This window comes from Paenibacillus taiwanensis DSM 18679, from assembly GCF_000425125.1.
Classification (GTDB): Bacteria; Bacillota; Bacilli; order Paenibacillales; family Paenibacillaceae; genus Paenibacillus_B; species Paenibacillus_B taiwanensis.
The window spans coordinates 120,509-147,378 of the sequence record NZ_KE384309.1 but is presented as its reverse complement, the minus strand read 5'-3'; the positions used below and the strand labels follow the sequence as shown (position 1 = coordinate 147,378).

Genomic DNA, 26,870 nt, shown 5'->3' with positions numbered 1-26,870 from the left:
TAAGGCGGAAATGACGCCTTACTTCGGCTTTCTGCCGCCACGCGGCGCGCTCTTTCGCTTGCATAAGGCGGCTTTCTCGCCTTATCGCGCGCGTTTTTCGCCTCCGCGGCACTAATAAGGCGGAAATGACGCCGTTGCGGGCAGCTTGCCGGAGACTTGCGGGCGGCTTACATACCTGCCGTTCTCATGCTTGGCACCTCTCGCTTTACTAGCACTTGCTCGCGTCTAGTCGCCCCTGCGTAGCGATAGGCACAAGTCGATTAGCGCCAGCAGACTATCGTCCGATTACTGCCTTGATGAATGTAACACTCCGTTCACATTCCGTTCATCTTGGCGAGATATACTTCCTTCATCAAGTTGTGAGGGGAGTTTTTCTCTTATGTTACGCATTCAAAGCGTTGCTAATGTTATCTCAACTCGTAAGCGGGCGTGGAGCATAATCGCGATCTGGCTTACCGTTATCGTATTACTAAGCGCACTTTCACCTTCATCCAAATCTTACGCCGTACAAACCGGAGAAGGCTCAGCCTTTAATGCTTCCTTGTCTGAAGAAGCTAGTCAAATACTAGCTCAGCAGTTCCCTTCAGATAATGGACTACCTGCTTTATTTGTATTTCATAGAAGTGAGGGCATGACCAAAGAAGATATACAACATGTAGCCCAATGGAGCAAATGGCTGGCGTCGGATCAGCGACCTGCAGAAGTCACAGCTACCCTGCCCTTTCATCAACTCCCAGAAGCTGCACAAAACGCCTTCTTGTCTAAAGATCGCACCACCTTGCTGTTTCATGTCAGTCTGAAGCAAGGTATGGATACAAAAGTGTTGGGCACTACTCTCGATAAGCTAACTGATCAGGCCAACAGCATAAGTTCACAAGGACTTGAACTGAATGTGACAGGGCCTGCGGGCATCGCAGCAGATACGTCTCGCTTGTTCCGCAATGCGGACTTTGTTTTAATGGCCGCCACCGTTGCACTGATCCTTGTGCTGCTTATTCTCATCTACCGTTCACCTTTATTGGCCATTTTGCCGCTCCTCATTGCGGGCGTCGTTTATCAGGGCGTAGATCGGACACTAGGTCTCTTCGGTATGAATGGCTGGATGACGATTGACCGTTCTGCAACGTCCATTATGCTGGTGCTGCTATTTGCCGTATTAACCGACTACTGCCTATTTATCTTTTCGAGATATCGCGAGGAATTAAGAGGGCATCCATCACAATTCGTTGCCATGCAGCAAGCCGTAAAAGGAGTCGCTGAAGCTATTCTGTTCAGCGGAGGAACCATTCTTATTGCCATGCTAGTTTTGTTCGGTACTGTATTTAAGCCTTATCACGCTTTTGCAGGTGTGTTCACGATCGCCATCTTATGGATGATCGCCGCAGGACTTACGTTAATACCAGCTGTATTTGCGGTGGCAGGGCGCACCAGTTTCTGGCCACTCCAAGCCAAAGTCCGCTTTGAACCCGCAAACCAGCATCAAGTAAACAATCAAGGCATTTGGTATCGTATTAGCCAAGGGATTACAAAACGTCCCCGCACAATAGCACTTGTGATGTTGATTGTGCTTGCTGCAATCGGGACTAACGCCTTTTCTATGAAATACTCCTACAATCTGCTCCATTCCTTTCCAAAGGAGATGGGCGCTCGTGTAGGCTTTGAACAAATGTCAGAAGCATATCCACCAGGACAACTGGCTCCTGTTACAGTGCTCGTAGAAGCAGCAAATAAGCCTGCTGACGCAGCAGCACTTCAAGACCTTACAACGAAACTAAAGCTAGTAGAACAAAATGTTGCCAAGCAGAAGGGGGTTTATTCCTTCTCATGGAGTAACGTACGCGGCAACGGTCCGAATAAAGATAAATTAGCATGGTCAACGGATGGCACATCATTAACAGGCCAATTAATTATAGATGGAGATCCGTATAGTGTTGAATCCATTAATCAGCTCGCTAAATGGCGCCAAGCAAGCGCTGAATGGCTGAAGGATGCTGATCTTGCTCCATCGGACTATAAGCTTCATTTTGCAGGACAGACAGCCGTACAAGCCGATGTGCAACAAATGAACAATCGTGACACGATGTTTATATTTGTAGCAATCACGATCACCTTACTTCTTATGCTTACAGCACTAACCCGTTCCATTAGCACCTCCGTCATCATGGTAGGGACGATGCTGCTATCGTATGCAACGACACTAGGTGCTAGTTGGTTTATATTCCAACAAATGCTCGGACTCGACGCGATTAGTTACCGTTTGCCTGTATATACATTGCTCTTTATGGTAGCCCTTGGCATCGACTACAGCATTATGCTTGTAACACGTATCCGAGAGGAGGCGCAGCACTACTCGTGGAAAGATGCTGTGCAGCGAGGCGTATTCAAGACAGGCGGTGTTATCTCTTCCGCAGGTGTTATTCTAGCCGCGACCTTTGGTGTGTTATCCACACAACCACTACAAGAGCTTATGTTATTTGGTGCAACGATGGTATTGGGCATTTTGCTGGATACATTTTTCATTCGCGGCATACTGCTGCCGGCTTTATTTATTGGCTTTGAAGGTTTGTTTACAAATCGTAAGCAACAGAAATCCAACCATCCTAATCGGGCACAATCATCCTAAGGAGGCATTTACTCATGAAATTAAAACAACTTTACTATACTTCGTTTTTCTATGTCATTCTCGGGCTCATCAGCGGTGTATTTTATCGAGAATATACAAAGTGGAGTGAATTTGACGGCCAGACGTTGCTAAGAGGGGTGCATACGCATGTATTAGTGCTCGGCTTTCTCTTCTTTTTGATTGTGCTAATTCTCGGCAAATTGTTTGCCGTTCACGAAGCGCGCTCGTTCAAAGCGTGGTACTACGTTTACAATCTAGGCCTGCTGTTCACCATTTCAACGATGGTCGCTCGCGGTATCGGTCAAGTGAATGAACTTACCCTAAACGGACTTAGCCACGCCGCAGGACTTGGACATACGATACTTGGGGCAGGTCTCATTTGGCTTCTCATTTTGCTTGGTAAACGTATTAAACAATAGCAGGACCTGTCGGGTTTACGATTAGTAACCCGCTCTGCCAATAAGCAGCGTCCCAAAAGTCATAGTTAAAATTTTTAATCCCCACTTTGTTATACAGCTCGGCATAAAAAAGAACCTCTTTGTCCACACTTTATACGTGGATTTGGAGGTTCTTTCGTCTATTTATAGGGATTCGTTAATTGGGATGCACCCTTTTTTGGAAGCCCGTTTTTAAAATGTATGCCTGTGCACAATTGATGATTCAAGTATCCAGCAAGCTGGGTAGAAACTTCACTGCTCAGCAGGTCAAAATGTTTGTAGAGCATCTTCCTCCATTCTTCTCTCGACCAATACGGATTAATGGTCCCGAAGAATTCAGATATCATCTGCATTCGCATACCACCGCTGCTGAGGTATTACTCGCTTGTAATTCCTTAACAAGCTCCGCCGCGATCGTCAAATGGCGTCGAAACAACTCCGCAAACTTGTTCGCAGCAGTTGGCCCATACAACGGTTTAAGCGCAGCCGCAAAATCATCGGTGTTTCGAAGGAGCCTGGCAATCGTTTCAGTTTCATCCGGCTGTCTACCAACGATACTGTTTACCACCAATCTTGTCCAGTACACATGCTGCTCCCATAAAGCTCGTAATTGTTGGTTTAACGCCACACTCGTTGGTGTCCAAACAAGTGGAACCTGCCTTAAATCATAATGATAATATCTTGGGTAGTAGTCATACATATCGAGTCATTGGCTCCTTTACCTCATTTGTACAGTACATAGACGATGTGCCATTTACGTGCAACAAATAAGGGCTAACCGACTCATGCAGCCTTACCACAGAACCTATTCATACTGACTCGTCATAAATTTTCCAATTTTAAATAAAACAGGTATCAAACCTACCAGCACTCCTGCTACTATAAGCGTTGAGAACATTACTTCCGTGAGCGTTACTTCATTGCTCGAAATAAATCGGTATAAAATCAAGCCGTTTATTGGAATATTCAAGAAAACACCCGTTAACAATCCTGGAGCGTATCTTTTTAGAAGGAAGGTTACAAGCAAGTGCGGGAAAATCGCATTCAGTAGCATCGAGCCTAAGAAGCCGGAAAGAAAATACTTAGTTAGCACAGAGTCAGGATTATAAAGATAAAAAAAGGCAGAGAGATACGCCAAAGCAGTAATACAAATAACTGCAAAATGAAATTCATTTTTCCCCACAGGTTTATGATATTTTGAAGCATAATTCGACCACGCTGGCAACCATAATGCTTCTTCTAAATTATGCAGCGTTATCGCAAATAAAAATAATATTACGAGTTCTTCCATTAACAATGCTCCTCCTCTTCAATTACTTCGTTATAATATAATTTCTTGCTCATAAAAAATGTCAACCGCTTGTTAAAAGCATGTACTTTTTAACTTGAAAACAATGTAAATAGCCTCGGCAGAACCGAGGCTATCGAGTTGCAGCATGCTGCTGTATAAGATATATATCCATTCATACGGAATTAGATTTCTTTGAAATGAAGCACAAATCCTATTCTACCTGCATTTTCAACGTCACATGTATAAACCACGCCATCTAAAGAAACAACTGCTGGCATCGTGTATTCAACAAATTCATAGGTGATTTGTTCCTTTAAACAATAGCGCTCAATTTCGTCTAAAAACGCTTGTTTATTGGCAGGTACCTGATCCAATTCAACTGTGAATCCTTTTTTTAATAGCTTCTTAACGAGTTCTTTCATCCTAGTTCCCCACTCTCGTCTTTGATGACTACTGATCCGCTTATTATACCACATTAAATAATTATTACCAATTAATGTGACCAGTCCTGATTTCCCGAATACGTCTAAGCCTGTGACTGATCTGGACTTATAAGTATGGCTGACGTTACACTCGAACATAGGTCACCGCATTATTGCGCTCGTCATTTAGGTAATCCTGTTTAATTTGCTAACCGTCGCTTAGCGAAAATGTTCCAGACATTGTTCTATTTTTTCAATTGAATGTATAGAGAACTTCTTATTTTTATAATGAATAATACCTTCATCTATGCACTGAGCGATCGAACGATTTAAGCTTCGAATGGGCGCGCAGATTTCACTTGATAAAATTTGCTTCGTAAGATTGTGTAATTCACCTATTTTATAGTGATTGTAAATACTTAATAAAATACGATCTTTAACGGTTAACAATGATAATTTTGCCGACGTATCTGAACTTAATATTAATTTTGAAGCAAGTTGTTTAATGATGTACAAATTAAAATTAAAATCCATTTTCATCCACTCATAAACGTTAGTTTTATGGACTGCGATCGTTTCACAATTTTGTTTTGCAATAACGCTGAGCGTTTTCATGTTTTCATTAAAAATTTCGATCTCCCCAAAACAACTATAGGAGTCATAAATATATAGAGAGAGCATCGTTCCCTCATAACTTTGTCTATATACCTCTGCTACCCCTACGGTAAGAATGTAAAGGTAATCATTTTGCTCATGCGGATAAATAATAAGACTTCCTTTTTTATGTTTTCTATATATAAATTGTTTCGTAATAAACGTTGGGGCATCATTTACAATAGCTTTAAAATCCACATTTCCACCTTCTTTTTACTTTTGGTCATTTGACCTATTTTCATTATAAATTGAAATATATAATAAGGCCAAATAAGAAGTGGAGGTCTTGTTATGAGGAAAATAATTATTGATACGGATACGGGTAGTGATGATGCTGTCGCGTTAATGATGGCATTAAAATCAACTGATCTTCAAGTTGAAGCCATAACAACGGTTTGTGGTAATGTCCCTGTTGAATTAGCAACTAAAAATGCACTAATGACGATCGAAGTCTCTAATAGGCAAAAGCCACCACTTTATGTTGGAGCAGATAGACCTCTAATGCGTGAATTAGTGACGGCTGTAAATGTTCATGGAGAAGACGGAATGGGGGATTGTAACTTAATCCATCCTACCTTTTATCCAGAAGATAAGCATGCCGTAGACGCTATCCTTGACATTATTGAGCGTAATCCTGGTGAAATCGAAATTTTAACTATCGGTCCTGTTACCAATATTGCCCTTGCTATTTTAAAAGCACCGGAAACGATGAAAATGGTTAAACATATATACACGATGGGCACTTCTGGCTTTGGACCTGGAAACACTACACCTGTCGCTGAATTTAATGTCTATGTTGATGCTGAGGCCTATAAGATTATGCTAAACTCAGGCATACCTACTACTATTATTGGATTTGATGTATGTCTAGGAGAAGCGGCTTTAAACAAAGACGATATGGACGTATTACTATCAAGTGGTAAGAAAGAAGCCGCATTTTCCGTTCATTGTAACCGCTCCTTGCTCGAATTTAATTTACAAAGAAGTAATGAACATATTGTTGATTTGCCAGATGCTGTGGCAATGGGTGTTTTATTATGGAATGATATCGTTCTCGAAGACAAGTTATGTTACTGTTATGTGTGTACTACAGAAGAAGCAGCCTATGGACAAGTTATAGTTAACGACGGTAGTAAGCTTGCCATATCTGATGGCTATGCAGGTCATGCTCCTAATGCAACAGTCTGCAAAACCATTGATAATCAACTATTCAAGAAACGGCTGATCGAATTATTAGTAAGTTAACAAGAAGAGATCGTTCAAATTTGTTGTCCATGCACACTTACACGATTATAAACAGGAGGATATATAGTATTCTAATTAAACAAGAACGACCTGAAGAATACAAAACAACTGAAGAAATGACTCAAAAAGCCTTTTTAAATGAGGAGTATAGTGACAAGAAAGAGCATCTCCAACAGAAATGGGTTATTCATCCGTCATTGTGTTAGGACATCAAGACTATTATCCCAAGTTTGGTTTTAAACAAGCTAGCTTATGGAACATAAAAGCTCCATTTGAAGTGCCTGACGAGGTATTTATCGCTGTAAAATTAACTGAAGGTTCTCTTGCAAATGTTCAAGGTGTCGTCCGTTATCCAAAAGCTTTTTCAGAATAAGTGCAAATGGTGTGACTAGACTTGAAAAATAAACGAGGCAGCTCTGTAAAATTAATCATTTTACAGGGACTGCCTTTGTTTGTTGCTTTATGCTTTGTTATAGCCATCATAAGAGCTTATATATCGATTGCTAGCAGCCCCTATGCCAACGATAAAGAGCAGAACGGTTGAGCCAACCAATATGAACAGTGGAGTTGTCCAACTATTCGTCACGTCGTGTAGAAAACCAAAAAAGAGGGGACCCGTTGCCGCTAGCAAGTACCCGACTGATTGAGCCATTCCAGACAATTCGGCGGCATGGTGAGCATTTTCTGTCCGCAAACTGAAAAACATCATTGCTAGCCCAAAAGCAATACCACCCCCGCTTCCTATTAGTATGATCCATAACACGATTAAATTAGAACTTCCATAAAGTAATCCAAGAATTCCAATTAAAAATAACATAAACATAGCGACTACGAGCAGACGTTGATTGGACATCCGCTCAGAAATGACAGGTATAATAAAAGTAAAGGGCAACAAGGATAATTGCAAAATGGAGAGTACCCAGCCCGATTGATCCGAACCAATACCCTGGCTTTTTAAAATTTCAGGTAACCACGTAATAAGTACATAAAAAATCATAGACTGCAATCCCATAAACAACGTTACTTGCCACGCTAAAGGAGAACGCCACATATTTACCTGCTGATTGTCACTAACCTCTTCTCCAGCAGATTTTACCCCATTACGTCGTTTGATTTGAGGTAGCCATACTAAAATGGAAATGAAAGATAAAATACCCCATAGACCTAATGCCCCCTGCCATCCATATCCCAATCCAATCGCAATCGGAATACTAATACCAGAAGCGATGGCTCCCATTAAGTTGCTTGAGATTGTATACACCCCTGTCATCGTGCCTATGCGTTTGGGGAATTGTTGTTTAATAAGGCTAGGCAGCAGTACATTTAAGACGGCAATAGCGATTCCAATAATAGAAGTGCCCACAAACAAATAAGCAGCTCCTGCTAAGGAACGTAAAATAATTCCCATTGTGAGAACGACAAGGGCTGCCACGAGTACGACTTCTATACCAAATTTCCTTCCTAACTTAGGTGCAAAGGGCGAAAAAAATGCAAAAGCTAATAGAGGAATGGTGCTAATCATTCCAGCTGCTGCATTGGACATATTTAAATGATCTCGAATAAGACCCACTAATGGCCCTACTGAGGTAATAGCCGCACGTTGATTAATGGCAACAAAAATAACGGCTGCAACCATTAGCCACGTCACGGATTGACTAACCACTTTTGAGATTGATTTTTGATCCGTTTTGGTAAATTGACTTAATACCTTCACGAGGCAGCCTCCTTCAACATACACTTTTTAATGAATTTATAGTCTTGTACTTGTATAACAGCATCTAATCGTACAAGTGATTAGCTTCTCTATTCAGCCTAATTTAGTATATTATAATTTATTAATTTATAATAAAGTATACTATAATATATTTTTTATAGTTCGTCCATTCCTTTTTAACCCCTATGATGTACCGTTTTCCGTCGAATCAAAAAAACAAGGAATAACTCACTATCCCCACCCAGGGATAATAAAGAGTTATTCCTTGTTTTTTGAACATCTATAGGGTAAAAATATCGCTTATTACAGACTGTATTTTAACAATATATGGAGAACCGCAACGTCATTAGAATTATTTATATACGAATGTGTGCAATCTGCATGAAAACTAATAGAATCATACTGGTTTAATGTATATAAGGTCTCATTCACTTTTATTGATATTGCCCCTGTCATCACGGTCGTAAATTCCACCGTGTTAGGATGGTGTTTTTCTGTTTGGTACGAGCTGTTTGGTTGGATGTAGGCTCGGAACATCTCCATCTCATCACTAGTATTTTGAAAAATCGGCTCAAAAACACAAGTAGGTTGATCCCCTGGAATTTTTAATCCGACCCCTGCTTGAGATATGTTAACACTGCTTTTTGTTGAAAATAATGCCATCAGAGGGATAGATAATCCTTTTGAGATTTTCCACAACATGCCCAGTGTCGGATTTGTTTCTCCACGTTCTATGTTCCCTAGTGTTAGTTTGCTCACTCCAGCTAATTCAGATAACTCTTCAAGACTTAATTTTTTTTCTTTCCGATGCTTTTTCATTATTGCACCAACTTGTAAAACCACTTGTTTTGGATCATCGATATCCATTTGATTTATTACCCCCGTTCTAAACCTATATATTAGTGTATTATAATATATATTTTTGCCAACAAAAGAGTAGCAAACCATATATTTTTGTAATGAGACTTAATATTGTCATACCTTTAGCCTACAATCTATTGAAGGTGGCGGGCCTATGACTCGCTGCATTGTTGAAAAACGACAGAGCCAAAAAAAGTCGGACGGAATACATTACGTATTTCCGACCAACTTTTATTTTAGGTACTTATAGGAGATCACCTTTCTCGTGTGATTTACGATCAGTCACGCCTAAATACTCCTTTAATCCGTCTTGAAGTATCCGTGAAAAGTTTACGTTTGCTTCCTCAGCAGCATCATTAAGCCATTTCGGAATGGTTAATGTTTTTTTCGTTGCCTTCTCTGCCATATGATCACGGAACGGTGGCATCCAGACTTCGATGAGTACCACGGATTGATTAGACTCTAGTTTGATGTCAACAGTGCGTGAGGCTGTCGGAATCTCGTCTCTATCCTCTTCCATACCGTAAAGGTGCAGCGCTAGGCATTCTTTCGCCATGCTAAACGCTTCTTCCTGGTTCGCACCGAATGTCAGTGCTCCTGCGAGATCGGGAAACTCAACGGAAATACCGTCTTCAGCATAATTGAATAACGCTGGATAGATGTACAACATAAATAAAAAGCCTCTGGACGGTTAATTTCAACAAATTAACCGTCCAGAGACGTAATTCACAACTCATTATGACGTGATTATGGATTGAGTACTTTCATAATTAGGAATTGAATACACTCAATTCCCCCGCAATCCGCAACTATCAAACACCCATGCGCATGGTTAGTGATCTGCTATCGAAGAGATCACGATACCCAAAACCGGCATAAGTTCCACGTTTAGTCGTCACATTTCTCCGCTTTACCTTCGGCAACTGCTGTACGGAACGAAGAGCCGCAGCCACATGTCGCTACTGCATTCGGATTTTCGATGGTAAATCCTCCAGACATGCCGGACTCCTTATAATCAATCTCCAAGCCGGTCAGATGCGGAATGCTCTCTTTATCCACAACGACTTTCATGCCATGAGACTCCAAATGAACGTCATCACCCGTCTCCTCATCGTCAAAGCCCATACCGTAAGAGAAACCGCTGCAACCGCCCGGACGAACGCCGACACGCAAAAACATATTCGGGTTCTCTTCCTGTGCTAACATTTCTTTTATCTTCTCAATCGCCAATTCGCTAATTGTGATCATGATAACATCCCTCCTTCTATTTCTAAGTATAACCATCCTCTTCTGAACGCACAAGTGAACATAGCGGTTGGAAAATGATGTCGAATGTCTCCCCCAGACATATTGCCCCCTTTTAAAGGCAAGGGTATAATGGAACTGACATAATATTAATGCTGTTATCTTAAATAATGTGATTCGTTTCACTGCAACCTCCGACGGAAGCATCCGCCGCGGAGTTTTTTTTCGGGCATTTCGTCCTACAGGGTATGGATGAAAATACATGTCAAAGTGTAATGTGACCACAGCTTGAGCTAACATCATTCGTTCGTGGCAAGAACTGAACGTGAAGGAGGTACGTCGATGACGACAGCATGGACACGTCATGCGGATGCCCGCATGGCCGATATTGCCGACAAAGTTGAACGTGGAGAACGTCTCACTTTGGAAGATGGCGTATATTTGTATCAATCAGATGACATTTTGACAATTGGTCAATTGGCTAACTTGGTCAATATGCGTAAGAACGGTAAAAATGTTTATTTTATCGAAAACATGTCCCTTTATTTTACAAACGTTTGTGAGGCACGTTGTGCTTTCTGCAACTTCCGTAAAGATGAGGGAGAAGACGGGGCTTACACCTTGACTGGTGATGAAATGATTGCTTATGTCGATCAACATATTCACCCTGGTGTACAGGAGTTCCACATCGTTGGCGGGCACAATCCTAATGTGCCGTTTCAATATTATGTGGACTCGCTGCGTGCGCTGAAAGAGCGTTATCCGAACGTTACGCTGAAAGCTTATACCGCAGCAGAAATCGACTTTTTTACCCGCATTAGCGGATTAAGTATTGAAGAGGTGCTGCATCAATTACGGGCAGCTGGCCTGCAGTCGCTGACGGGCGGAGGCGCCGAAATTTTATCTGATGAATACCGCAAAAAGATGCGTGTTGAAAAGGCAGGGGTTGAACGTTATTTAGAAGTTCACCGAACTGCGCACAATATGGGCATGCAGACGCATACTACGATGCTGTATGGCGCCATCGAGTCCCATGAGGACCGCATACGCCACATGATGAGCGTTCGCGAGCTGCAAGACGAAACTAACGGTTTCCTTGTATTCATACCGTTATCCATGCAGCCTAAGAGCCCTAAGGCGAGCATCAAGCGCCGTAATTCTGCGTACGAGGACTTGAAAACTATCGCGATCAGCCGCCTCATGCTGGATAACATCCAGCATATTAAAGCATATTTTATTAATATCGGCACACAATTGACCCAGCTTGCCTTAACGTATGGTGCTTCTGATGTACATGGCACATTAGTGAAGGAACGTATTAGCCATGCGGCAGGTGCGCTTACACCAGAAGGACTGACTCGTGACGAGCTAGTCTGGCTGATTCAAGGCGCTGGACGCACAGCTATAGAACGTGACACGTTTTATAATCCGATCAAGATTTACGAATAAATAGCCGCTCCAGCTTGAATGTGATTAAAGATTTATCGTTACACCAAATATAGATAGAGATAAATAGAAGACAAGCTATCCAGAGTGTGTCATACACCTTAGCTGCGACAAACGGAAATGCGAGTGGAGCCGTACTCTTTACAAGTCCGGATGGAAGGGACAATTTTTTATTTCGGCATCATGGGAGGAAATCCGATAATGAAACGTTTTGTTGTATGTGGTGGAGGATACGGCGGTCTTGCTTTAATCGAACGACTGTTAGGAGGAGGACTTCCTGCAGACGTGGAAATCGTGTTGATTGATCGCATGCCGTACCAAGGTTTAAAGACGGAATACTACGCTTTAGCCGCGGGCGCTGTATCCGATATCGACATTCGAGTGGCATTCCCTAAGGACCCTCGCGTTCACATTCGATATGGCGACATCACACGCATCGACTTGGAAGCCAAGCTTGTCTATTTACATGAGGATGAACCACTATCTTACGATCAGCTTGCCATAGCGCTCGGTTGTACAGACCGTTATCACGGCATACCAGGCACTGAACAATATGGCAACAGTATTCAATCGCTGTCAAGCACCAGAAAGACGTATCAGCTATTAAACGACGTTAAACCTTATGGCCAAATTAGCATCGTTGGCGGTGGCTTAAGCGGAGTGGAGATGGCTGCGGAGCTGCGTGAAAGCCGTCCAGATTTGAATATTCGTATTTTGGATCGAGGTTCCAGAGTTCTGTCCCCTTTTCCAGAGAAACTGTCGCAATTCGTGTCAGGTTGGTTCACAGAGCATGATGTGGAGCTTCGTTCTTTCATTAACGTAACACGTCTGGATCAAGGGGTTATCTACAACCAACGCGAGCATGACGTAGAAGAAATTGAGTCAGCCGTTACCGTTTGGACCGCAGGTATTCAGCCGGTTCAAGTAGTACAGAATCTCCATGTGCAAAAAGATCCACAAGGGCGCGTGAAGATCAACGAATATCATCAAATTCCGGAATACCCAGAAGTTTACGTAGTTGGCGACTGTGCCAGTTTACCCTACTCACCTAGCGCCCAAGCAGCCGGAGCACAAGGTGAACAAATTGCTGATGTAGTGCTAGCACTCTGGAAAGGTGAAGCCCCTAGGCTTGGACGTATTAAGCTCAAAGGTGTACTCGGATCACTGGGCAAGAAATCGGGATTTGGTATGTTAGGCAAAAGACCGATGGTTGGTTATGTGCCACGTGCCATCAAAAGTGGCGTGCTTTGGATATCGAAGCATCACTTTGGATAATAGTTAGACAGAACAGCACAATGGGATCAGTTTGATATCAATCGATATCAAACTGATCCCATTGCTGTACTTCCTCAATCTTTTTCATAATGCTATCATATAAGGCATCCGCTGTCTCAGCAGCTACAATGTCCCCATTCACATAGGCAAATGGGAACAGGTAACATTCACCACAGTTGCCCAAGCAGCCGTACTCAATGACGTCATACTCGGGATTCTGCTCCAACCGCTGCATAATGGCGTCTGTGCCGTGATGCATGTTGTTCACGCAGAACTCGACAATCGGCCTCATTGACAATTCCCCCAGTTTTAGCTTGTATCTTTGAATTCGAATAGCTTTATAATATAATAAAAGTAGTCTTGATGAAAGGAGTTGGCACAAATGAGCGAAACTACAGCTAACGGCATGTATGACGAAGTGCTGGAAGTGTTGGATAAACTTCGTCCGTTCTTGCAGCGTGATGGCGGTGACGTTGAATTGGTGGATGTGGAAGACGGCATCGTTAAGCTTCGCCTGATGGGCGCTTGCGGCAGCTGCCCAAGCTCCACAATTACACTGAAAGCGGGTATCGAACGCGCTTTGGTGGAAGAAGTAGATGGCGTTAAGGAAGTTGTTCAAGTATTCTAATTATGTATGCTTGATCGTGGAACTGTCTAACAAGTCGTACTGACTTGCGGCAGTTCCTTTTCTTCTTTATACAGGATAAACAGAAGCCATTTCCAAGTGTTCACACGATACGAGAACAATCGGATACGCACACAACGGGGCCTCAATCGCTACTGCAAAGTGATTCGAGGCCCTTATATCAAAACAATCAATGCGACATGAAACACTGCCCGCTATGTACGCTGTGCCAAAAGAATATCTAACGTATGCTGTAGTAGCGAGTAATCTCCCCACGTACCATGCCCGGGAATAACAAATTTAGCCTCATTAAAGGTTGTCATTAATTGACGCACAGCATCAGGCCATTGTGTGACATACGCCTCATCCGTCTTCCTTAGCTTAGTTACATCCGAGCCGAGCACGACACATCCTGCATACAAAGTCTTGGTTTGTGGAAGCCATACAACCAAGTTATCTATTGTATGACCTGCTCCTGGATAATACGTTTCAAATGCTGTCCCCCCCACTTGAAATTTAGGATTGTCGTCCAATACGCCCGCTGGCTCTGGAAAGCCTTGTTTCATTGCTAGGCGTGCCGTCAAAGATGAGCTCTGCACTTCAATACCTTCGTCTAACAAAGTCTGAATCCCACCAATTCGATCCAGATGGGCATGAGTGATCACGGCTAGCACGACCTGCTGTTGGATGTGCTGTTTGATCATCGCCATCACTTCCTGCATAAGCGTATCATCCCACGCTGTGTCTAGCAGCACTAAGCCTGCTTCTGTGGACACAATTAGTCCGTTAGCAGGCACTTGCTGATCTCCGAAGTCTTTATATGTCGTCTGCATCCACAGTTTATCACTGAGCTGCTTCAATTCAACTGTATTACTTTTATTGGTAAAGGTTTTGGAAGCAGCAACTACAACCGGCTGTTCGACCTTAATTTCCGTCGTTGTTCCTTTTGGCTTCAGCTGCATGCCTGCTGCCTGAGAACACCCCGCAGTCAATAGGCTTAATACCAACACAGCTGCTCCTAAGGCTAGTTGTCTTCTATCCCCAGATTTCTTTTTCATTGGATTACTCTCTCCTTATCTCTATGCCTACCTCCTAGTTGTATCCCAAATTTGCCTTACATTCCATAGTAGTTCCCTCACAACTCCATCACAGTATGACCACTCACGCAAATAGATCTATTTTTACAATTTTTCCATAGTTCCATCCTTTTTTTTGAAAGCTATATATTTTTTTAATAATTTACACTTATACTTAAGAGATCTAATCAGTATAAAAGCTTACATAAGGAGTGTCCGAACAAAATGAAGCACCAAGCATGTTTAGTGGTTCGTAAAGGCGAACCCTTCTTATCTTATGAAGCCATTCCTTTATTACAAGAATATACCGTTATGGGTCGCCAAGGTTCACAGGGGCAGCCTGACATAGCCTTTCACAACGCGTTTGTGTCACGCCAGCATGCTTCCATATTCAAACGAAATCATCAATACTATATAGCTGATCTGGGAAGTAAACATGGTACTGAAGTACAGGGTATTGAGTTGAGCCCCCACGTTCCTGTACTGCTCCGTGAAGCCGACTCTATTTCTTTAGCAAAAGGCATGGTAGAACTTGAATTTACACACGTTGTACCTGACTTCACGTTAGAATTTGAACCTTTACGCACGGCTGAACTGTCACCCGCCGCACCACCCGCTGTGGATCATTTTCTGCTAGATGTAGACAGACAGTTCTGCATGGTACGCGGGGAAGAAGTGAGCTTGTCGGTAAAAGAGTGGGCGCTGCTAGACTTGCTGTATCAACATAAGACGATGTTTGTTTCGAACAAAGATATTATGTGTCATGTCTGGCCCGAGCGTCATACCAATGGCGTATACGATGTCGGCTTGGATGAAATCAACTCGCTTGTGTATCGCATTCGCAAAAAGCTGAAACAACAAGCAAACATCCGCACGGTACGTGGAAGCGGCTACGTATTAGAAGAGAGCAATCCCTTATGAAGAGAGGCTGAATTGCCGAGCGATTAAATGACACGCGAATACTTTTACACAGCATAGCAGCGCGTAGTGGTATCGTAGTGGTATCGATTCATTTCAGGATAGATGACCTTTGAGATTATTTCACGCAAAGGCCATCTATCCTCCTAACAAGCAAAGGTATCCTATTCAAATGAATAAGGATACCTTTGCTTGTTAGATGCGGGACATGTTTGCCAGAGAAAGCAGCGCAGCAACATTACGGGCTGTCCGCTCCATATTTACAGCCGCATCTCGCAACGCTTCGTCCAGTGTACATACGCCAGGCACAATCGTAAACAACATATCAATGCCGTGCTCGTGCACGATTTCACTGCCTGTACCAAGGGAACCTGCCAGCGCGATCACTGGTATATGTAACCCCCTTGCTATCTTGGCTACACCAATCGGTGTCTTGCCAAAAGCAGTTTGGCTGTCGATGCGCCCTTCCCCCGTAATAACGAAGTCAGCGCCACGCATACTCTCTGCCAAGCCTGTTGCCTCTATGACGATATCTACACCGCGCTTTAATTCGGCATTCAGGAAGGCGACCACACCTGCGCCAAGACCTCCCGCTGCACCTGCACCTGCCATATCCGCTACTGATTTGCCTATATCATTTCTGATTATGGCGGCAAGATGAGTCAAGTTGGCATCCAATTGCTTGATCATCTCTGCTGTAGCTCCTTTTTGCGGGCCGAACACAGCTGAGGCACCTCGTTCCCCAACTAGCGGATTATCGACATCACAAGCCGCAACAAACGTCATCTTTGCCAGTCTTTCATCTGCCTGACTGCTGTCGATGCTTGCAATCTCGCCCAGCGAACCGCCTCCCGCATCAATTTCTGACCCGTCATGTCGCAAAAATCGGAAGCCTAATGCTTCGGCCATCCCTACGCCACCGTCATTTGTTGCGCTTCCCCCCAATCCAAGCATAATGGATTGAACGCCTTTGTTCATCGCATGCACTATAAGTTCCCCCGTGCCGCGTGAAGTTGTCTTTAGCGGATTACGCTCTGATGCTGGCACAAGACCAATCCCTGAAGCAGCAGCCATTTCAATGATAGCCGTCGTTCCGTTTCCAAGCACACCATAAAATGCGCTTACAGGGTTCCCTAACGGGCCTGTCACCTGCACGTTCTCGATCCGTCCACCTGTCGCATCCACGAGTGATTGAACCGTCCCCTCGCCGCCATCTGCCATCGGTACTTTAATTATATCGGCATCAGGAAATACGCTGCGCACGCCTCTTTCAATCGCCTCGCATGCTTGTAACGCAGTCAGGCTTTCCTTAAATGAATCCGGAGCAATAACAAATTTCATTCTCCCCACTCCTTTACCCTGCTCATTCTATTCTATACGTTCTGCCCAGACTGATTTTCAGTCAGTTATCTTTACAAAAACCAGCCCAACACACCAAAGACAAGAGTAGAAACACCGGCAAGCACTAGTCCTACTAAGGTCTCATACGGAATCAAGCGCAAACGCTCCTTCATCTGCATGTTAACACTGCCGCCCGTTGCATGGAAGAAGCTGCCGTGCGGCATGTGGTCAAATACTGTTGCACCTGCATGAATCATCGCTGCCGCACCTAGAGAAGCTACACCTAGCTCCATAATAGTTGAGCCAAACACAGAGCTTGCCACAGCTGTGCCGGCCGTTGTGGATGCCGTCGCGAGTGACATTAGTGCGCCACTAATCGGTGCCAGTAAATAGGCCGGCAGCCCAGAAGCAGTTAACGCATCAATGATGACATCTTTTAGTTGTGAGTTAGCGATATTCCCTGCTAAAGTTCCTGTCCCTAACAGCATAACCGCTACGCCTGTCATTTTACTAAGACCCGAGATCGCATAGTTGTTCAAATGCTTCAATCGTCCCATCACAAGCGCTCCTGCAATGCCTCCAACCGGAAGCGCTACAATCGGATCAACTACAATGCCAAATAAAGGACGAAGCGACAGCAGCACAATCGCTACGAGCGGAGCGAATATGGCAGCCCCAAAACTCGGAAGCTCCTGCTCCCCCTGATGCACGGCTGTGTTCGGCTCCACCATACTTCCTTTATGAGTAAGCTTCTTGGCTAGAAAATAAGTGACTGCAAGACCAACAAGGGCAGGAATTATGCCTGCTGCCATAACGGAAGTCAGCGATACATGAAATGCATCTGCTGCTGATATCGCATTTGGATTGGGCGACATGATATTACCTGCTTTGCCGCCACCAATCATCGCAAGCAGTATCGCCATCTTTGACAAATGGGCCCGCTGTGCGATTGCAATCGCAATAGGTGCCACCGTGATAACAGCTACGTCGATAAATACGCCAACTGCTGTAAGCACCATAGTCGCAAAGGCCAACGCAAGCAGCGCTCGAGTTTCTCCTACTTTTTTTACTAGCGTTTCCGCTATCGTTTTTGCGCCACCAGATTCAATCAGTACACCTGCAAGCACTCCTGCCGCGAGAATTCGCAACACAGCAGGAATAATGTTCTTCGCCCCGTCCATCATCAAATTGACGGTATCCATCATCCCTATTCCGCCGACTAATCCTCCAACAAAAGCACCAATCATCATGCCATATGCTGGCGGAACTTTACGTAAAATGAGTGCAATCGCCACGATTAATGCGACCAATGCGCCAATAACGCTTACAGAAGCAGTCATATGTCGTTCCTCCCCAGATGTAGTTTTATTATGATTACGTGTTCCTTCTTAAATAGGATGAGCTCATACCCCTACTATAATGCTAATTTGTAAGCGCTTCATTGGGCGGATAAATAAATATTTAGCTCGCTACAGCTCCGTTTTTTGTGCAACTGAACAAACCAAAAAGGGCTTCCACTAGGAAGCCCTGCCCTAACAATAGTGAACAAGTAGATTGGTTGCTCTTGTGCGGCTATTCCCGATTTAACCCCTTAGCTGCATACAACAAGCGGGCATGCATCAGCATATACAAATCGGTGTAATTGCGAGGATCTTTGCCTGTTATTTCCGCAATACGCTGCAAACGATAACGGAGCGTATTACGATGAATGACTAGACTAGCCGCTATTCTGTTCGTTTCACCACTGTTCGCATAATATACTTCAAGTGTTTGCCGCAGCTCGCCGCTGCGATCCTCATCGATAAAGCGGCCCCATAACTCGATCAGCGCGTCTGTCATCCAATTACGCTTCAGTTTTACCGTTAATACCTCGAGCGGCATATCTACCGCATAATATACCGTCTGCTCTGGACGAGCAGCCCTTCCGGCAAGCATTGCGTCTCGCGCCGCTTGGAATGAGGCTATCATCCCTTCTATGCCCGCAAAAGGCACACCGACCGCAAGCCGCAACGGAATGATTTGTCTCGCGTTCAGCCACTCTTGAATCTGCTTTATACCTTCGGATATATCCCGATTTAGGATGCCGAGGTCACGCTCGTTAATAAACAACACAACCTGTTCTGAATTTCGAATCGTAATCAAGCGTATAGCAGGTCGTCCTTCGAGTAGACCAACCACACGCTTCAGCGTATCCAACGATTCCCCATGCTCCGCCTCCGCAAGCTCAATAATACAAGCCGTGTGCGGCACGTCCGTGTTAAAACCGATACGCTGCGCCTGAGCACGCAGGCTCGGCGTATCCTTCTCATTAGCACTAATAACCGAAAGTAGGAAATCTGCCCGCATTCGCTTATCCCACTGCGCTTGCTCCATCAAATACATTTGCTCCAAATACATCTCGGCCGTCATTTTTACCAATTCGCCGTATTTGGTCACTTCCTTTGGGTCACCTGTTATGCCGATAACACCTACGATCTCATCTTGAAACTCAATTACCAGATTGGTCCCCGGCAGAACCCCTTGCAGCTTGGCCGCACTAGCCTCATCTATCTCAAATCGCCCACGACGCTTGATTGCTAGTAGTGCCCCTTCATGTGCCTTGCCAATGCGCATATGGTCCCCTGATCCAATAATTCGGCCCTCTTCGTCCATGACATTTACGTTGTATCCAATAACACCCATCGTACGGCGAACGATATCCTGAGCGAGCTCCCTCGTTATCCCTCTCATGCTGTCATCACTCCTCTGCATCATGAATCGCTGCCGAACGTTACCAAGTTAACCTGTTATGATCCATTCTAGTTATAGCCCCTTGGCAGAAGTGACACGAGCTCGCTTTAACGTTATAATTGCTTGGCAATTATAGGTCGAATCGGGTCCAACCCGCCAGATACATCCATCATGTTGCCCGTAATAAAATCAGATTTATCCTCACACAAAAATTGGATGACGCGGGCAATGTCTTCACCTGATCCGGGCCTTCCCCGAGGTGATTCGGTATCGTCACGACCAGCTACTTCTGCTATCGTGCGTTCCTTATCCTCCCCCCTGATGTCTCCAGGACAGATCATATTAACAGTAATTCCATACGGAGCCTCCTCTACCGCGAGTGTCTTTGTGAACGAAACAAGGCCCACTTTAGAAGCTGCATAAACAGCACGATGCGGCCAAGCCCGCGCTTCTGCGGCGTGTCCGAAGCCATAATGGATGATACGGCCCCATCCTCTCTCACGCATTGAAGGTAATACAAGATGATCTAACAAAATGACACCGGTTAAATTCCCATTTAACAAATACATAATTTCTTCTTCTGAGTATGAAGCAAATCGTTTGCGCTCACGTATAAAAGGACCTGCATTATTAATGACTATATCAGGTGCGCGAAGCTCTGACTCCATCGTATATACAAGCCGCTTCACATCATCCATTCGTGAAATGTCAGCTTGAATCGCAATGCACTGAACACCCTTTGCTTCTATTTCACACTTAAGCTCCAATGCCTGCTCTGCACTATGTACGTAATTTAAGATGATATCACAACCCGTATCGGCCAATGTAAGGGCCGTCATCTTGCCTAGGCCTTTGGCGCTTCCTGTAATAAGCGCGGCCTTCCGCTGTTGTTCCACGTCATGTACCTCCTTTGGCGCTGCAACAGTAATCCTTCTAAAGTATAAAATATTTGCCAAAGGAGAACAACAGACCGAAATGTTGAATCTGCCAATAAAAAAATCCCTGACACCTTTAAGAAGGGTCAGGGCATGATTAGGAGGAAATCTACGGAAAATTCAGATTAGAACGCTGGAACGATAGCTCCATTGTACTTCTCTTCGATAAATGTTTTTACATCATCCGATTGCAAAGCAGCCAACAGTTTCTTAATACCGTCGCTGTCTTTGTTGTCTTCACGGGATGTCAGGATGTTCGCATATGGAGAATCCTTGTCTTCCAGGAAAAGCGCATCCTTCGTCGGGTTTAATTTGGCTTCAAGCGCATAGTTTGTGTTGATAAGCGCCAAATCCACTTCTTCCAGAACACGCGGAAGCATTGCTGCTTCCAGCTCTTTCACCTGCAAGTTTTTCGGGTTCTCAACGATATCACGCACAGTTGCTGCAAGGCCAGCGCCTTCTTTCAACTTCACGATGCCTTGTTTCTCAAGCAGCAAGAGCGCGCGGCCGCCATTTGTCGCATCGTTAGGGATCGCTACAGTAGCGCCATCCGCTAATTCATCAACAGACTTGATCTTCTTGGAATATCCACCAAACGGTTCAACGTGAACGTTGCCTACCGATACGAGCATCAAGCCAGCCTTTTGATTTTGATCATCCATATAAGGTTTATGTTGGAAGAAGTTCGCATCAAGCTGCTTCTCGTTTAATTGTACATTGGGTTGTACATAGTCTGTAAATTCTTTAATTTCAAGCTCGATGCCTTGTTCTTTTAATTTAGGAGCAATATGCTTTAAAATTTCTGCATGTGGAACCGGTGTAGCACCAACAACCAATTTGGTCGTTTCGGCTGCGGAACCCCCACCGTTGCCTGCTGTCTCCGCGTTATTTTCTGCGGTTTTGCCGCCGCAAGCGGTCAACATAGCCACCACACCAATCAGTGTTAATACGAGTGTAAGTTTTTTGAAGTTTTTCATTTTTATTTTCTCTCCCTTCCAAAATAAACCCTTGTGATTTGTTGGTGACTGACCTATGAGGCTGTCATCTATATGAAGCCAAGATAGAGCATGCTTCCTTACTTACGAGTGTAGCGGCGAACGAACCGATCGCCGATCCATTGCAAAATTTGTACCATTACAATCATAACCGCAATCGCAATGATCATAACACTGGTCTCATACCGTTGGTAACCATATCGAATCGCCAAGTCCCCAAGACCGCCTCCGCCTACAAGGCCGGACATTGCGGTGTAGGAAATGAGGGTAACCGCCGTTATGGTCGTGCCCGCAATCAAGCCAGGCATTGCTTCTGGCAGTAACACCTTGCGGACGATTTGCCAAGTTGAGGCCCCCATTGCTTGTGCGGCCTCAATAACCCCACGATCTACTTCACGAAGTGAAGTTTCGACGAGTCGCGCAAAAAACGGCGCGGCTGCGATAACCAAAGCAGGGATGGCTCCCTTTACACCGATCGTTGTCCCAATCAGCACCTTCGTAAACGGCAATATCGCAATCATCAAGATGACAAATGGAACCGATCTCAGCACGTTTACAATAAGTGATAATAAGCTGTACATTACTTTGACTGCCCAATGACTGGATTTACCGGACAAAAAGAGGAGCACACCTAATGGCAAACCGATGATAAACGTAAACAGTACCGAGAATCCGAGCATGTTCAGCGTGTCCAGTGATGCCTGAGACACCTCACTCCAGTTTACTTCACTAAAATCAATCCCGAATACCATTACGCAATCACCTCCACATCTAGTCCCAGCTTCACCAAAGCTTCAAGTGCCGCCTGCAAAGTTGTGGCTTCTCCATCTAAACGTACAACCAATTGCCCATAAGGTGTATCCTTCATACGGGAAATCGTACCTTGTAAAATGGCAAATTCAATGCCCGCCTCTGATAGCACACGGTGCAAAACGGGCTGATAAGTAACGTCGCCCAAGTAATTAATCTTCACAACACGTGAGCTGTCACCCGCCTGCGTTTTAAACGATGTCCACGGCTGCAACTCTTCATGATGGCTCTCTTCAAGAATAAACTCTTTTGTGACCGGATGCTGCGGCTTCAAAAATACATCTACTACAGGACCCTGCTCAACAATTTTGCCGCCATGTATAACGCCAACGCGGTCACAGATCGACTGGATCACATGCATTTCATGGGTAATCAGTACAATTGTGATGCCAAGGTTGCGGTTAATTTGAAGCAATAGCTCCAAGATGGAATTGGTTGTCTGTGGATCAAGCGCAGACGTTGCTTCGTCACATAACAGCACCTTCGGATCATTGGCGAGTGCTCTTGCAATCCCAACTCGCTGCTTTTGCCCACCTGACAATTGAGCCGGATATTTATCTCGATGCTCCTCCAGACCGACCAGCCGCATCAATTCATTGACTTTGGCCTTTACCTTATCGGCTGGCGTCTTATGCAGGCGCAGTGGAAACGCAATATTATCAAATACCGTTGCAGAAGACAGCAAATTAAAATGCTGAAAGATCATGCCAATCTTGCTGCGCTGCTTTTGCAGCTCTTTGTTAGACAACTCCGTCATTTCAACGCCGTCAATAAGCACGGAACCTGATGTAGGCCGTTCCAGCAAATTAATGCTGCGAAGCAAAGTGCTCTTGCCTGCGCCAGAATGACCGATGATTCCGAACACCTCACCTGCTGGCACATGCAAATCAATATGTTCTAAGGCGAGCATGCCTGCGCTTGATTTGCCTTGTGCAGGATATCGCTTGGATAATTGTTTAATCTCAATCAAAACTTGTGACACCATCCTTCCGACTTACTTTAGGATGCACTTCTTTCACATTTTAACCTCGGGTTAAATCGGGAAGATTACATCACGCCATAAATCTTATCTTGATATACAACTCACAACTCATATTCAACATATTTACAACTTACAACTTTTCACTTTAAAGCCAATCTTGTTATACATAACAAGAGCCCCCTCTTGGCAGATGCCAAAAGGGGGCTCTCGAAAATCATATCGCCGAATGGCGCGGATGAGTCGAAGTCTCCCTTTCCTCATCTGCCAAAGCAATTACGCTTTGAAGGAATTAGCACCTTGATCATTATGCAAGCATGCTTGTCGCGATATTCATTCGCGAACATAAGCACTACCGGGCTTGCATAATCGGTTGCCGGGCTTCATCGGGCCTGTCCCTCCGCCTCTCTTGATAAGAAAATGGTTATGAAGTTAATTCAGAGTATATAGCAGGGGATTAACCTTGTCAACACCCAGTTATTTGCTTTCGTTACCATTTTTCATACGCAGTAAATGTGTAAAAATAGTAATTAAGACCTGACAAACCGCTTCATATCCATCTTTTAGGTCATTAACATTTGCCTGAATGTTCTCAAGCCTTACTTTATCATTAAGGCTGCGATGACGCTGCCACAAATCATCCTGCATTTCAGCGTTCATATGATGAATCTCCGTATTGCGACGTTTGCGCAAGCGCTGCAAAGAGTCTTTATGGGCGTCCTTTACTTGCATCAGTTGCCTCGTCAAGGCAGGTGTTGAATTTAAATAATTCATTTGCCTCAACACAGTAAAAAACGAAAACCGGTTCTTCACCTTCCCTGTTTCCAACTGCAAAGCTTCATTTAGCAAGGTGCCCACTTTATCAAGCACCGAAAACAACCGAATAAACCCATTTTTATAAAAATAGACATGACGATAATAATTATCCAGTTCTTCTTCGTTCATTTCCTCTTGATATTGCTTTGTAACGAGGCTGGCAAATCGCGCAGATGCATACATGCTCTGCTCTAGCTCATCAAGCGACGTTTTCAAGCCTACAGTCCACACTTCGATCTTGCGCCAATCATGGTGAGGGTCCCCTTCCCGTTCCATTACTGCGCGCACCTTTGCCAGATAATGATCCATTGCCGTCATTGCTTCTAATAATTCGCCTGTATCCACACGCGGTGCTTCGCCGAACAGCATTCGGAGCATAACACGCCCTCCATCCACCAATGAAATGACTTTAACCATCTCCCATGTGTTGTTAAGGTAACTCGAAAAGTGGCATCTTAACCAGAAAAGGTTAAGATGCCTGTCCTTCATGAGCCAACTGGCTCCTATTTGCCTGTGACACCGTTCGGGAAATACTGTTTCCAGCGATCATCAACCAGCTTGACTATGTCTTCGCGCGGGATCAATTCGTCCGGATATCCAGGCTTCATACGTGCATCAATTACAATAGGCAGCTTATAGCTTAAATGGTGCTGACGTACTTCCGCTGCCGCATAAATGTCTGAGGCCGGATTAAAACGTGTAAATACTGCCCAGAGGAACGACAATTGACTGCTCGCGATTTGATGGGCGTCATCCACCAAGAAAATAAGCGGCCATTCCGTGCCCTTCTCTGCCAGACGATGCATAAGCCGTTCCGCAAGCTGTGGTTCTTCTTCGTAAGTTGCACCTGTCATCGTCAAGCAACCACCGCAGTAAACCGCGATGTCGCGAATCTCTGCCACTTCACCTTCCGTATATTCACGCGGCAGCTTGCGTACAGGATCGCCTACGCCAAGCATAACGCCTTTACTGCCATGATTTAACTTATGTCCTGTGTAATCTAACGTATCATGTGCCGTATTGTTGATAATGTACAGATCCGTTTCCGGCTTAAAGCGTTCCAACACAGATTCAAGCAACAACGGGAAATTTTCAAGATCAACCATCTGATCGGTCAGGAACAGAAACTTCGTTAAGCTGAGCTGTCCTTCACCAAGTATGCGGAAACCAGACATAAGTGCTTCACGGGAATAACTTTCACGTACAACAGCCGCCGCCATCGAATGGACGCCTGTTTCTGCATATGGATGCACTTTGCGTACACTTGGCATGACCATTGGGAATGCAGGTGACAATAAGCGAACTAAATATTCGCCCAAGAAATAATCTTCTTGGCGCGGCTTCCCAACAATGGTCGCCGGATAAATAGCATCTTTGCGGTGATACATCTGCTTGACGTTCAGCACAGGGAAATCATGTACCCAGGAATAATAGCCATAATGATCACCAAAAGGTCCTTCCGGACGGCGGATATGGGGCGGTACAAAGCCTTGAATAACGAAGTCCGCCTCTGCCGGGATACGATGACCCGCAAAGCCGCTGTCTACTACCGGCAAACGTTCGCCAAGCACAAACGAAGCCATCAACAGTTCAGGCAGCTTCTCTGGCAGCGGTGCGATCGCCGAGGCAATAAGGGCAGGCGGACCACCTACGATAACAGATACCGGAAAATCCTGATTCCGCTTCTCCGCTTCACCATAATGGAAGCCGCCGCCTTTCTGAATTTGCCAATGGACGCCAGTCGTCTGATCGTCATAGATCTGAATGCGATACATCCCCAAATTATGATCGCTCGCGCCAAAGTCAGGATGCTCCGTATATACAAGGGGCAACGTAATAAAAGGGCCGCCGTCCAGTTGCCAACTGGTCAACGCAGGCAGGCCTTGCAGCGGCTTCTCTGTCTTGCGCACTTGTGTAATTGGGGCTTGGCTAGCCGGCACATTTTTGAAGCCAACCTTCAGTGCATCCCAAAATAAAGATTTCTGATCCCACAATTTCTTAGGTGTGGGAGGCATTAATTTATGTATCGCTTCGATGCCCTGCTTCGCAAATTGTTCAGGGCGTGGTCCGAAAGCCATATCTGTACGACGCATCGTGCCAAATAAATTGGTGACAACTGGAAACGGACTTCCCTTTACATTAGTAAAGAGCAGCGCTGGGCCCCCTTCTTCAATGACACGGCGATGAATTTCCGCAATTTCCAAATAGGGATCTACCTCCGCCTCAATTACTGCCAAGTCCTGTTCCTGCTTTAACTTGTCCACAAATTGTCGTATGTTAGCAAATGACATGTTAGCCCTCCTTGGACCGCGATATTATGCTGTATCGCATGGCCTATACATTCGGTCCTCTATATTCGTTACCAAACATTTTTTTTGAAATAAGTTCAGTTGGTGCTTGGATTCCACATAATCATAAGTATAATCTTTTTT

Annotated in this window: 27 protein-coding genes, 1 pseudogene and 1 riboswitch; of the genes and pseudogenes, 8 read left to right on the top strand and 20 right to left on the bottom strand. The window is 44.6% G+C overall.

What is annotated here, in order from left to right:
• The first annotated feature begins 379 nt into the window (after window positions 1-379).
• The gene (locus tag H509_RS0121640; protein ID WP_028546910.1) at window positions 380-2,623 is read left to right on the top strand and encodes an MMPL family transporter; all 2,244 of its coding nucleotides are present in this window, start codon (window positions 380-382) and stop codon (window positions 2,621-2,623) included.
• A gap of 14 nt (window positions 2,624-2,637) precedes the next feature.
• A complete protein-coding gene (locus H509_RS0121635; RefSeq protein ID WP_036698549.1) occupies window positions 2,638-3,042 on the top strand; it encodes a DUF2871 domain-containing protein in 405 nt (134 codons plus the stop codon).
• 158 nt (window positions 3,043-3,200) lie between these two features.
• Here the strand turns inward: H509_RS0121635 and H509_RS28240 are convergent, their stop codons facing one another.
• The 5 genes from H509_RS28240 to H509_RS0121615 form a co-directional block, all read right to left on the bottom strand.
• Window positions 3,201-3,413 (bottom strand): hypothetical protein, encoded by a 213-nt coding sequence (locus H509_RS28240; protein ID WP_051287510.1) that lies wholly within the window; start codon window positions 3,411-3,413, stop codon window positions 3,201-3,203.
• The gene (locus H509_RS28235; protein WP_051287509.1) at window positions 3,404-3,760 is read right to left on the bottom strand and encodes a hypothetical protein; all 357 of its coding nucleotides are present in this window, start codon (window positions 3,758-3,760) and stop codon (window positions 3,404-3,406) included. Before H509_RS28235 ends, H509_RS28240 begins: the two co-directional genes overlap by 10 nt.
• 105 nt (window positions 3,761-3,865) lie before the next feature.
• Window positions 3,866-4,351, bottom strand: a complete 486-nt coding sequence (locus tag H509_RS0121625) for an HXXEE domain-containing protein (protein WP_028546908.1) — start codon at window positions 4,349-4,351, stop codon at window positions 3,866-3,868.
• Between the two features lie 182 nt (window positions 4,352-4,533).
• Window positions 4,534-4,773, bottom strand: a complete 240-nt coding sequence (locus H509_RS0121620; RefSeq protein ID WP_028546907.1) for a DUF4318 domain-containing protein — start codon at window positions 4,771-4,773, stop codon at window positions 4,534-4,536.
• A gap of 219 nt (window positions 4,774-4,992) precedes the next feature.
• The gene (locus H509_RS0121615) at window positions 4,993-5,625 is read right to left on the bottom strand and encodes a Crp/Fnr family transcriptional regulator (protein WP_028546906.1); all 633 of its coding nucleotides are present in this window, start codon (window positions 5,623-5,625) and stop codon (window positions 4,993-4,995) included.
• A 93-nt stretch (window positions 5,626-5,718) separates the two neighbouring features.
• Between H509_RS0121615 and H509_RS0121610 the strand changes: the two genes are divergently transcribed.
• Both H509_RS0121610 and H509_RS27380 read left to right on the top strand, forming a co-directional pair.
• On the top strand, window positions 5,719-6,672 hold the full coding sequence (locus tag H509_RS0121610) for a nucleoside hydrolase (protein ID WP_028546905.1): 954 nt from the start codon (window positions 5,719-5,721) through the stop codon (window positions 6,670-6,672).
• A 29-nt stretch (window positions 6,673-6,701) separates the two neighbouring features.
• Window positions 6,702-7,045, top strand: a pseudogene (locus H509_RS27380) (hypothetical protein).
• A gap of 87 nt (window positions 7,046-7,132) precedes the next feature.
• Here H509_RS27380 and H509_RS0121600 read toward each other — a convergent pair.
• The 4 genes from H509_RS0121600 to H509_RS0121585 form a co-directional block, all read right to left on the bottom strand.
• Window positions 7,133-8,308, bottom strand: coding sequence for a CynX/NimT family MFS transporter (locus H509_RS0121600; RefSeq protein WP_084159352.1), 1,176 nt, complete (start codon window positions 8,306-8,308; stop codon window positions 7,133-7,135).
• Between the two features lie 381 nt (window positions 8,309-8,689).
• Window positions 8,690-9,253, bottom strand: coding sequence for a helix-turn-helix domain-containing protein (locus H509_RS0121595; RefSeq protein ID WP_028546903.1), 564 nt, complete (start codon window positions 9,251-9,253; stop codon window positions 8,690-8,692).
• Window positions 9,254-9,491: 238 nt separating this feature from the next.
• Window positions 9,492-9,917: a type II toxin-antitoxin system HicB family antitoxin gene (locus tag H509_RS0121590; protein ID WP_028546902.1), complete on the bottom strand. Its 426-nt coding sequence runs from the start codon at window positions 9,915-9,917 to the stop codon at window positions 9,492-9,494.
• Between the two features lie 218 nt (window positions 9,918-10,135).
• Window positions 10,136-10,495, bottom strand: a complete 360-nt coding sequence (locus H509_RS0121585) for a HesB/IscA family protein (protein ID WP_028546901.1) — start codon at window positions 10,493-10,495, stop codon at window positions 10,136-10,138.
• Window positions 10,496-10,834: 339 nt separating this feature from the next.
• On the opposite strand from H509_RS0121585, the gene mqnE reads away from it, so the two are divergent.
• Window positions 10,835-11,941 carry an aminofutalosine synthase MqnE gene (gene mqnE / locus H509_RS0121580; protein ID WP_028546900.1) on the top strand — a complete coding sequence of 369 codons (1,107 nt, stop codon included), beginning with the start codon at window positions 10,835-10,837 and terminating at the stop codon, window positions 11,939-11,941.
• A 198-nt stretch (window positions 11,942-12,139) separates the two neighbouring features.
• Window positions 12,140-13,213, top strand: a complete 1,074-nt coding sequence (locus H509_RS0121575; protein ID WP_028546899.1) for an NAD(P)/FAD-dependent oxidoreductase — start codon at window positions 12,140-12,142, stop codon at window positions 13,211-13,213.
• A 37-nt stretch (window positions 13,214-13,250) separates the two neighbouring features.
• Here the strand turns inward: H509_RS0121575 and H509_RS0121570 are convergent, their stop codons facing one another.
• Entirely contained in the window at window positions 13,251-13,505 is a 255-nt protein-coding gene (locus H509_RS0121570) for a YuzB family protein (protein ID WP_028546898.1), read from the bottom strand.
• A gap of 90 nt (window positions 13,506-13,595) precedes the next feature.
• Here H509_RS0121570 and H509_RS0121565 point away from each other — a divergent pair, with 90 nt between their 5' ends.
• Window positions 13,596-13,841, top strand: coding sequence for a NifU family protein (locus H509_RS0121565; RefSeq protein ID WP_028546897.1), 246 nt, complete (start codon window positions 13,596-13,598; stop codon window positions 13,839-13,841).
• A 212-nt stretch (window positions 13,842-14,053) separates the two neighbouring features.
• On the opposite strand, the gene bla is transcribed toward H509_RS0121565, so the two are convergent.
• Complete coding sequence (bla, locus tag H509_RS26250; RefSeq protein ID WP_051287507.1) at window positions 14,054-14,896, bottom strand: subclass B1 metallo-beta-lactamase; 843 nt, start codon at window positions 14,894-14,896, stop codon at window positions 14,054-14,056.
• Between the two features lie 243 nt (window positions 14,897-15,139).
• On the opposite strand from bla, the gene H509_RS0121555 reads away from it, so the two are divergent.
• Window positions 15,140-15,835, top strand: coding sequence for an FHA domain-containing protein (locus H509_RS0121555; RefSeq protein WP_028546896.1), 696 nt, complete (start codon window positions 15,140-15,142; stop codon window positions 15,833-15,835).
• A 192-nt stretch (window positions 15,836-16,027) separates the two neighbouring features.
• On the opposite strand, the gene H509_RS0121550 is transcribed toward H509_RS0121555, so the two are convergent.
• The 9 genes from H509_RS0121550 to H509_RS0121510 all read right to left on the bottom strand — a co-directional run bounded on the left by H509_RS0121550 (window position 16,028) and on the right by H509_RS0121510 (window position 26,729).
• Window positions 16,028-17,173: a glycerate kinase gene (locus tag H509_RS0121550; RefSeq protein WP_028546895.1), complete on the bottom strand. Its 1,146-nt coding sequence runs from the start codon at window positions 17,171-17,173 to the stop codon at window positions 16,028-16,030.
• 71 nt (window positions 17,174-17,244) lie between these two features.
• The gene (locus H509_RS0121545) at window positions 17,245-18,513 is read right to left on the bottom strand and encodes a GntP family permease (RefSeq protein WP_028546894.1); all 1,269 of its coding nucleotides are present in this window, start codon (window positions 18,511-18,513) and stop codon (window positions 17,245-17,247) included.
• A 232-nt stretch (window positions 18,514-18,745) separates the two neighbouring features.
• Window positions 18,746-19,903, bottom strand: coding sequence for a sugar diacid recognition domain-containing protein (locus H509_RS0121540; RefSeq protein WP_028546893.1), 1,158 nt, complete (start codon window positions 19,901-19,903; stop codon window positions 18,746-18,748).
• Window positions 19,904-20,016: 113 nt separating this feature from the next.
• Window positions 20,017-20,799, bottom strand: a complete 783-nt coding sequence (locus H509_RS0121535) for an SDR family oxidoreductase (RefSeq protein WP_028546892.1) — start codon at window positions 20,797-20,799, stop codon at window positions 20,017-20,019.
• 164 nt (window positions 20,800-20,963) lie between these two features.
• Entirely contained in the window at window positions 20,964-21,815 is an 852-nt protein-coding gene (locus tag H509_RS0121530) for a MetQ/NlpA family ABC transporter substrate-binding protein (protein WP_028546891.1), read from the bottom strand.
• A gap of 98 nt (window positions 21,816-21,913) precedes the next feature.
• Entirely contained in the window at window positions 21,914-22,585 is a 672-nt protein-coding gene (locus H509_RS0121525; protein WP_036698536.1) for a methionine ABC transporter permease, read from the bottom strand.
• A complete protein-coding gene (locus tag H509_RS0121520) occupies window positions 22,585-23,613 on the bottom strand; it encodes a methionine ABC transporter ATP-binding protein (RefSeq protein WP_028546889.1) in 1,029 nt (342 codons plus the stop codon). The genes H509_RS0121525 and H509_RS0121520 overlap by 1 nt, the downstream gene beginning before the upstream one ends.
• Before the next feature lie 266 nt (window positions 23,614-23,879).
• Window positions 23,880-24,041: riboswitch (SAM riboswitch) on the bottom strand.
• 58 nt (window positions 24,042-24,099) lie between these two features.
• Complete coding sequence (locus H509_RS0121515) at window positions 24,100-24,816, bottom strand: Cthe_2314 family HEPN domain-containing protein (protein WP_028546888.1); 717 nt, start codon at window positions 24,814-24,816, stop codon at window positions 24,100-24,102.
• 125 nt (window positions 24,817-24,941) lie between these two features.
• Window positions 24,942-26,729: a UbiD family decarboxylase gene (locus tag H509_RS0121510; protein ID WP_028546887.1), complete on the bottom strand. Its 1,788-nt coding sequence runs from the start codon at window positions 26,727-26,729 to the stop codon at window positions 24,942-24,944.
• Window positions 26,730-26,870: the final 141 nt, after the last annotated feature.

What these genes read in the sequence shown, in the direction of transcription:
- H509_RS0121620 (WP_028546907.1), bottom strand. Translation starts at nt 4,773, where the DNA reads ATGAAAGAACTCGTTAAGAAGCTATTAAAAAAAGGATTCACAGTTGAA.
- H509_RS0121595 (WP_028546903.1), bottom strand. Translation starts at nt 9,253, where the DNA reads ATGGATATCGATGATCCAAAACAAGTGGTTTTACAAGTTGGTGCAATA.
- H509_RS0121590 (WP_028546902.1), bottom strand. Translation starts at nt 9,917, where the DNA reads ATGTTGTACATCTATCCAGCGTTATTCAATTATGCTGAAGACGGTATT.
- H509_RS0121575 (WP_028546899.1), top strand. Translation starts at nt 12,140, where the DNA reads ATGAAACGTTTTGTTGTATGTGGTGGAGGATACGGCGGTCTTGCTTTA.
- H509_RS0121600 (WP_084159352.1), bottom strand. Translation starts at nt 8,308, where the DNA reads ATGGTTGCAGCCGTTATTTTTGTTGCCATTAATCAACGTGCGGCTATT.
- H509_RS0121570 (WP_028546898.1), bottom strand. Translation starts at nt 13,505, where the DNA reads ATGAGGCCGATTGTCGAGTTCTGCGTGAACAACATGCATCACGGCACA.
- H509_RS0121635 (WP_036698549.1), top strand. Translation starts at nt 2,638, where the DNA reads ATGAAATTAAAACAACTTTACTATACTTCGTTTTTCTATGTCATTCTC.
- H509_RS0121555 (WP_028546896.1), top strand. Translation starts at nt 15,140, where the DNA reads ATGAAGCACCAAGCATGTTTAGTGGTTCGTAAAGGCGAACCCTTCTTA.
- bla (WP_051287507.1), bottom strand. Translation starts at nt 14,896, where the DNA reads ATGAAAAAGAAATCTGGGGATAGAAGACAACTAGCCTTAGGAGCAGCT.
- H509_RS0121530 (WP_028546891.1), bottom strand. Translation starts at nt 21,815, where the DNA reads ATGAAAAACTTCAAAAAACTTACACTCGTATTAACACTGATTGGTGTG.
- H509_RS0121640 (WP_028546910.1), top strand. Translation starts at nt 380, where the DNA reads ATGTTACGCATTCAAAGCGTTGCTAATGTTATCTCAACTCGTAAGCGG.
- H509_RS0121515 (WP_028546888.1), bottom strand. Translation starts at nt 24,816, where the DNA reads ATGCTCCGAATGCTGTTCGGCGAAGCACCGCGTGTGGATACAGGCGAA.
- H509_RS28240 (WP_051287510.1), bottom strand. Translation starts at nt 3,413, where the DNA reads ATGCAGATGATATCTGAATTCTTCGGGACCATTAATCCGTATTGGTCG.
- H509_RS0121565 (WP_028546897.1), top strand. Translation starts at nt 13,596, where the DNA reads ATGAGCGAAACTACAGCTAACGGCATGTATGACGAAGTGCTGGAAGTG.
- H509_RS0121510 (WP_028546887.1), bottom strand. Translation starts at nt 26,729, where the DNA reads ATGTCATTTGCTAACATACGACAATTTGTGGACAAGTTAAAGCAGGAA.
- H509_RS0121585 (WP_028546901.1), bottom strand. Translation starts at nt 10,495, where the DNA reads ATGATCACAATTAGCGAATTGGCGATTGAGAAGATAAAAGAAATGTTA.
- mqnE (WP_028546900.1), top strand. Translation starts at nt 10,835, where the DNA reads ATGACGACAGCATGGACACGTCATGCGGATGCCCGCATGGCCGATATT.
- H509_RS0121610 (WP_028546905.1), top strand. Translation starts at nt 5,719, where the DNA reads ATGAGGAAAATAATTATTGATACGGATACGGGTAGTGATGATGCTGTC.
- H509_RS0121545 (WP_028546894.1), bottom strand. Translation starts at nt 18,513, where the DNA reads ATGACTGCTTCTGTAAGCGTTATTGGCGCATTGGTCGCATTAATCGTG.
- H509_RS0121550 (WP_028546895.1), bottom strand. Translation starts at nt 17,173, where the DNA reads ATGAAATTTGTTATTGCTCCGGATTCATTTAAGGAAAGCCTGACTGCG.
- H509_RS0121525 (WP_036698536.1), bottom strand. Translation starts at nt 22,585, where the DNA reads ATGGTATTCGGGATTGATTTTAGTGAAGTAAACTGGAGTGAGGTGTCT.
- H509_RS0121540 (WP_028546893.1), bottom strand. Translation starts at nt 19,903, where the DNA reads ATGAGAGGGATAACGAGGGAGCTCGCTCAGGATATCGTTCGCCGTACG.
- H509_RS0121625 (WP_028546908.1), bottom strand. Translation starts at nt 4,351, where the DNA reads ATGGAAGAACTCGTAATATTATTTTTATTTGCGATAACGCTGCATAAT.
- H509_RS28235 (WP_051287509.1), bottom strand. Translation starts at nt 3,760, where the DNA reads ATGTATGACTACTACCCAAGATATTATCATTATGATTTAAGGCAGGTT.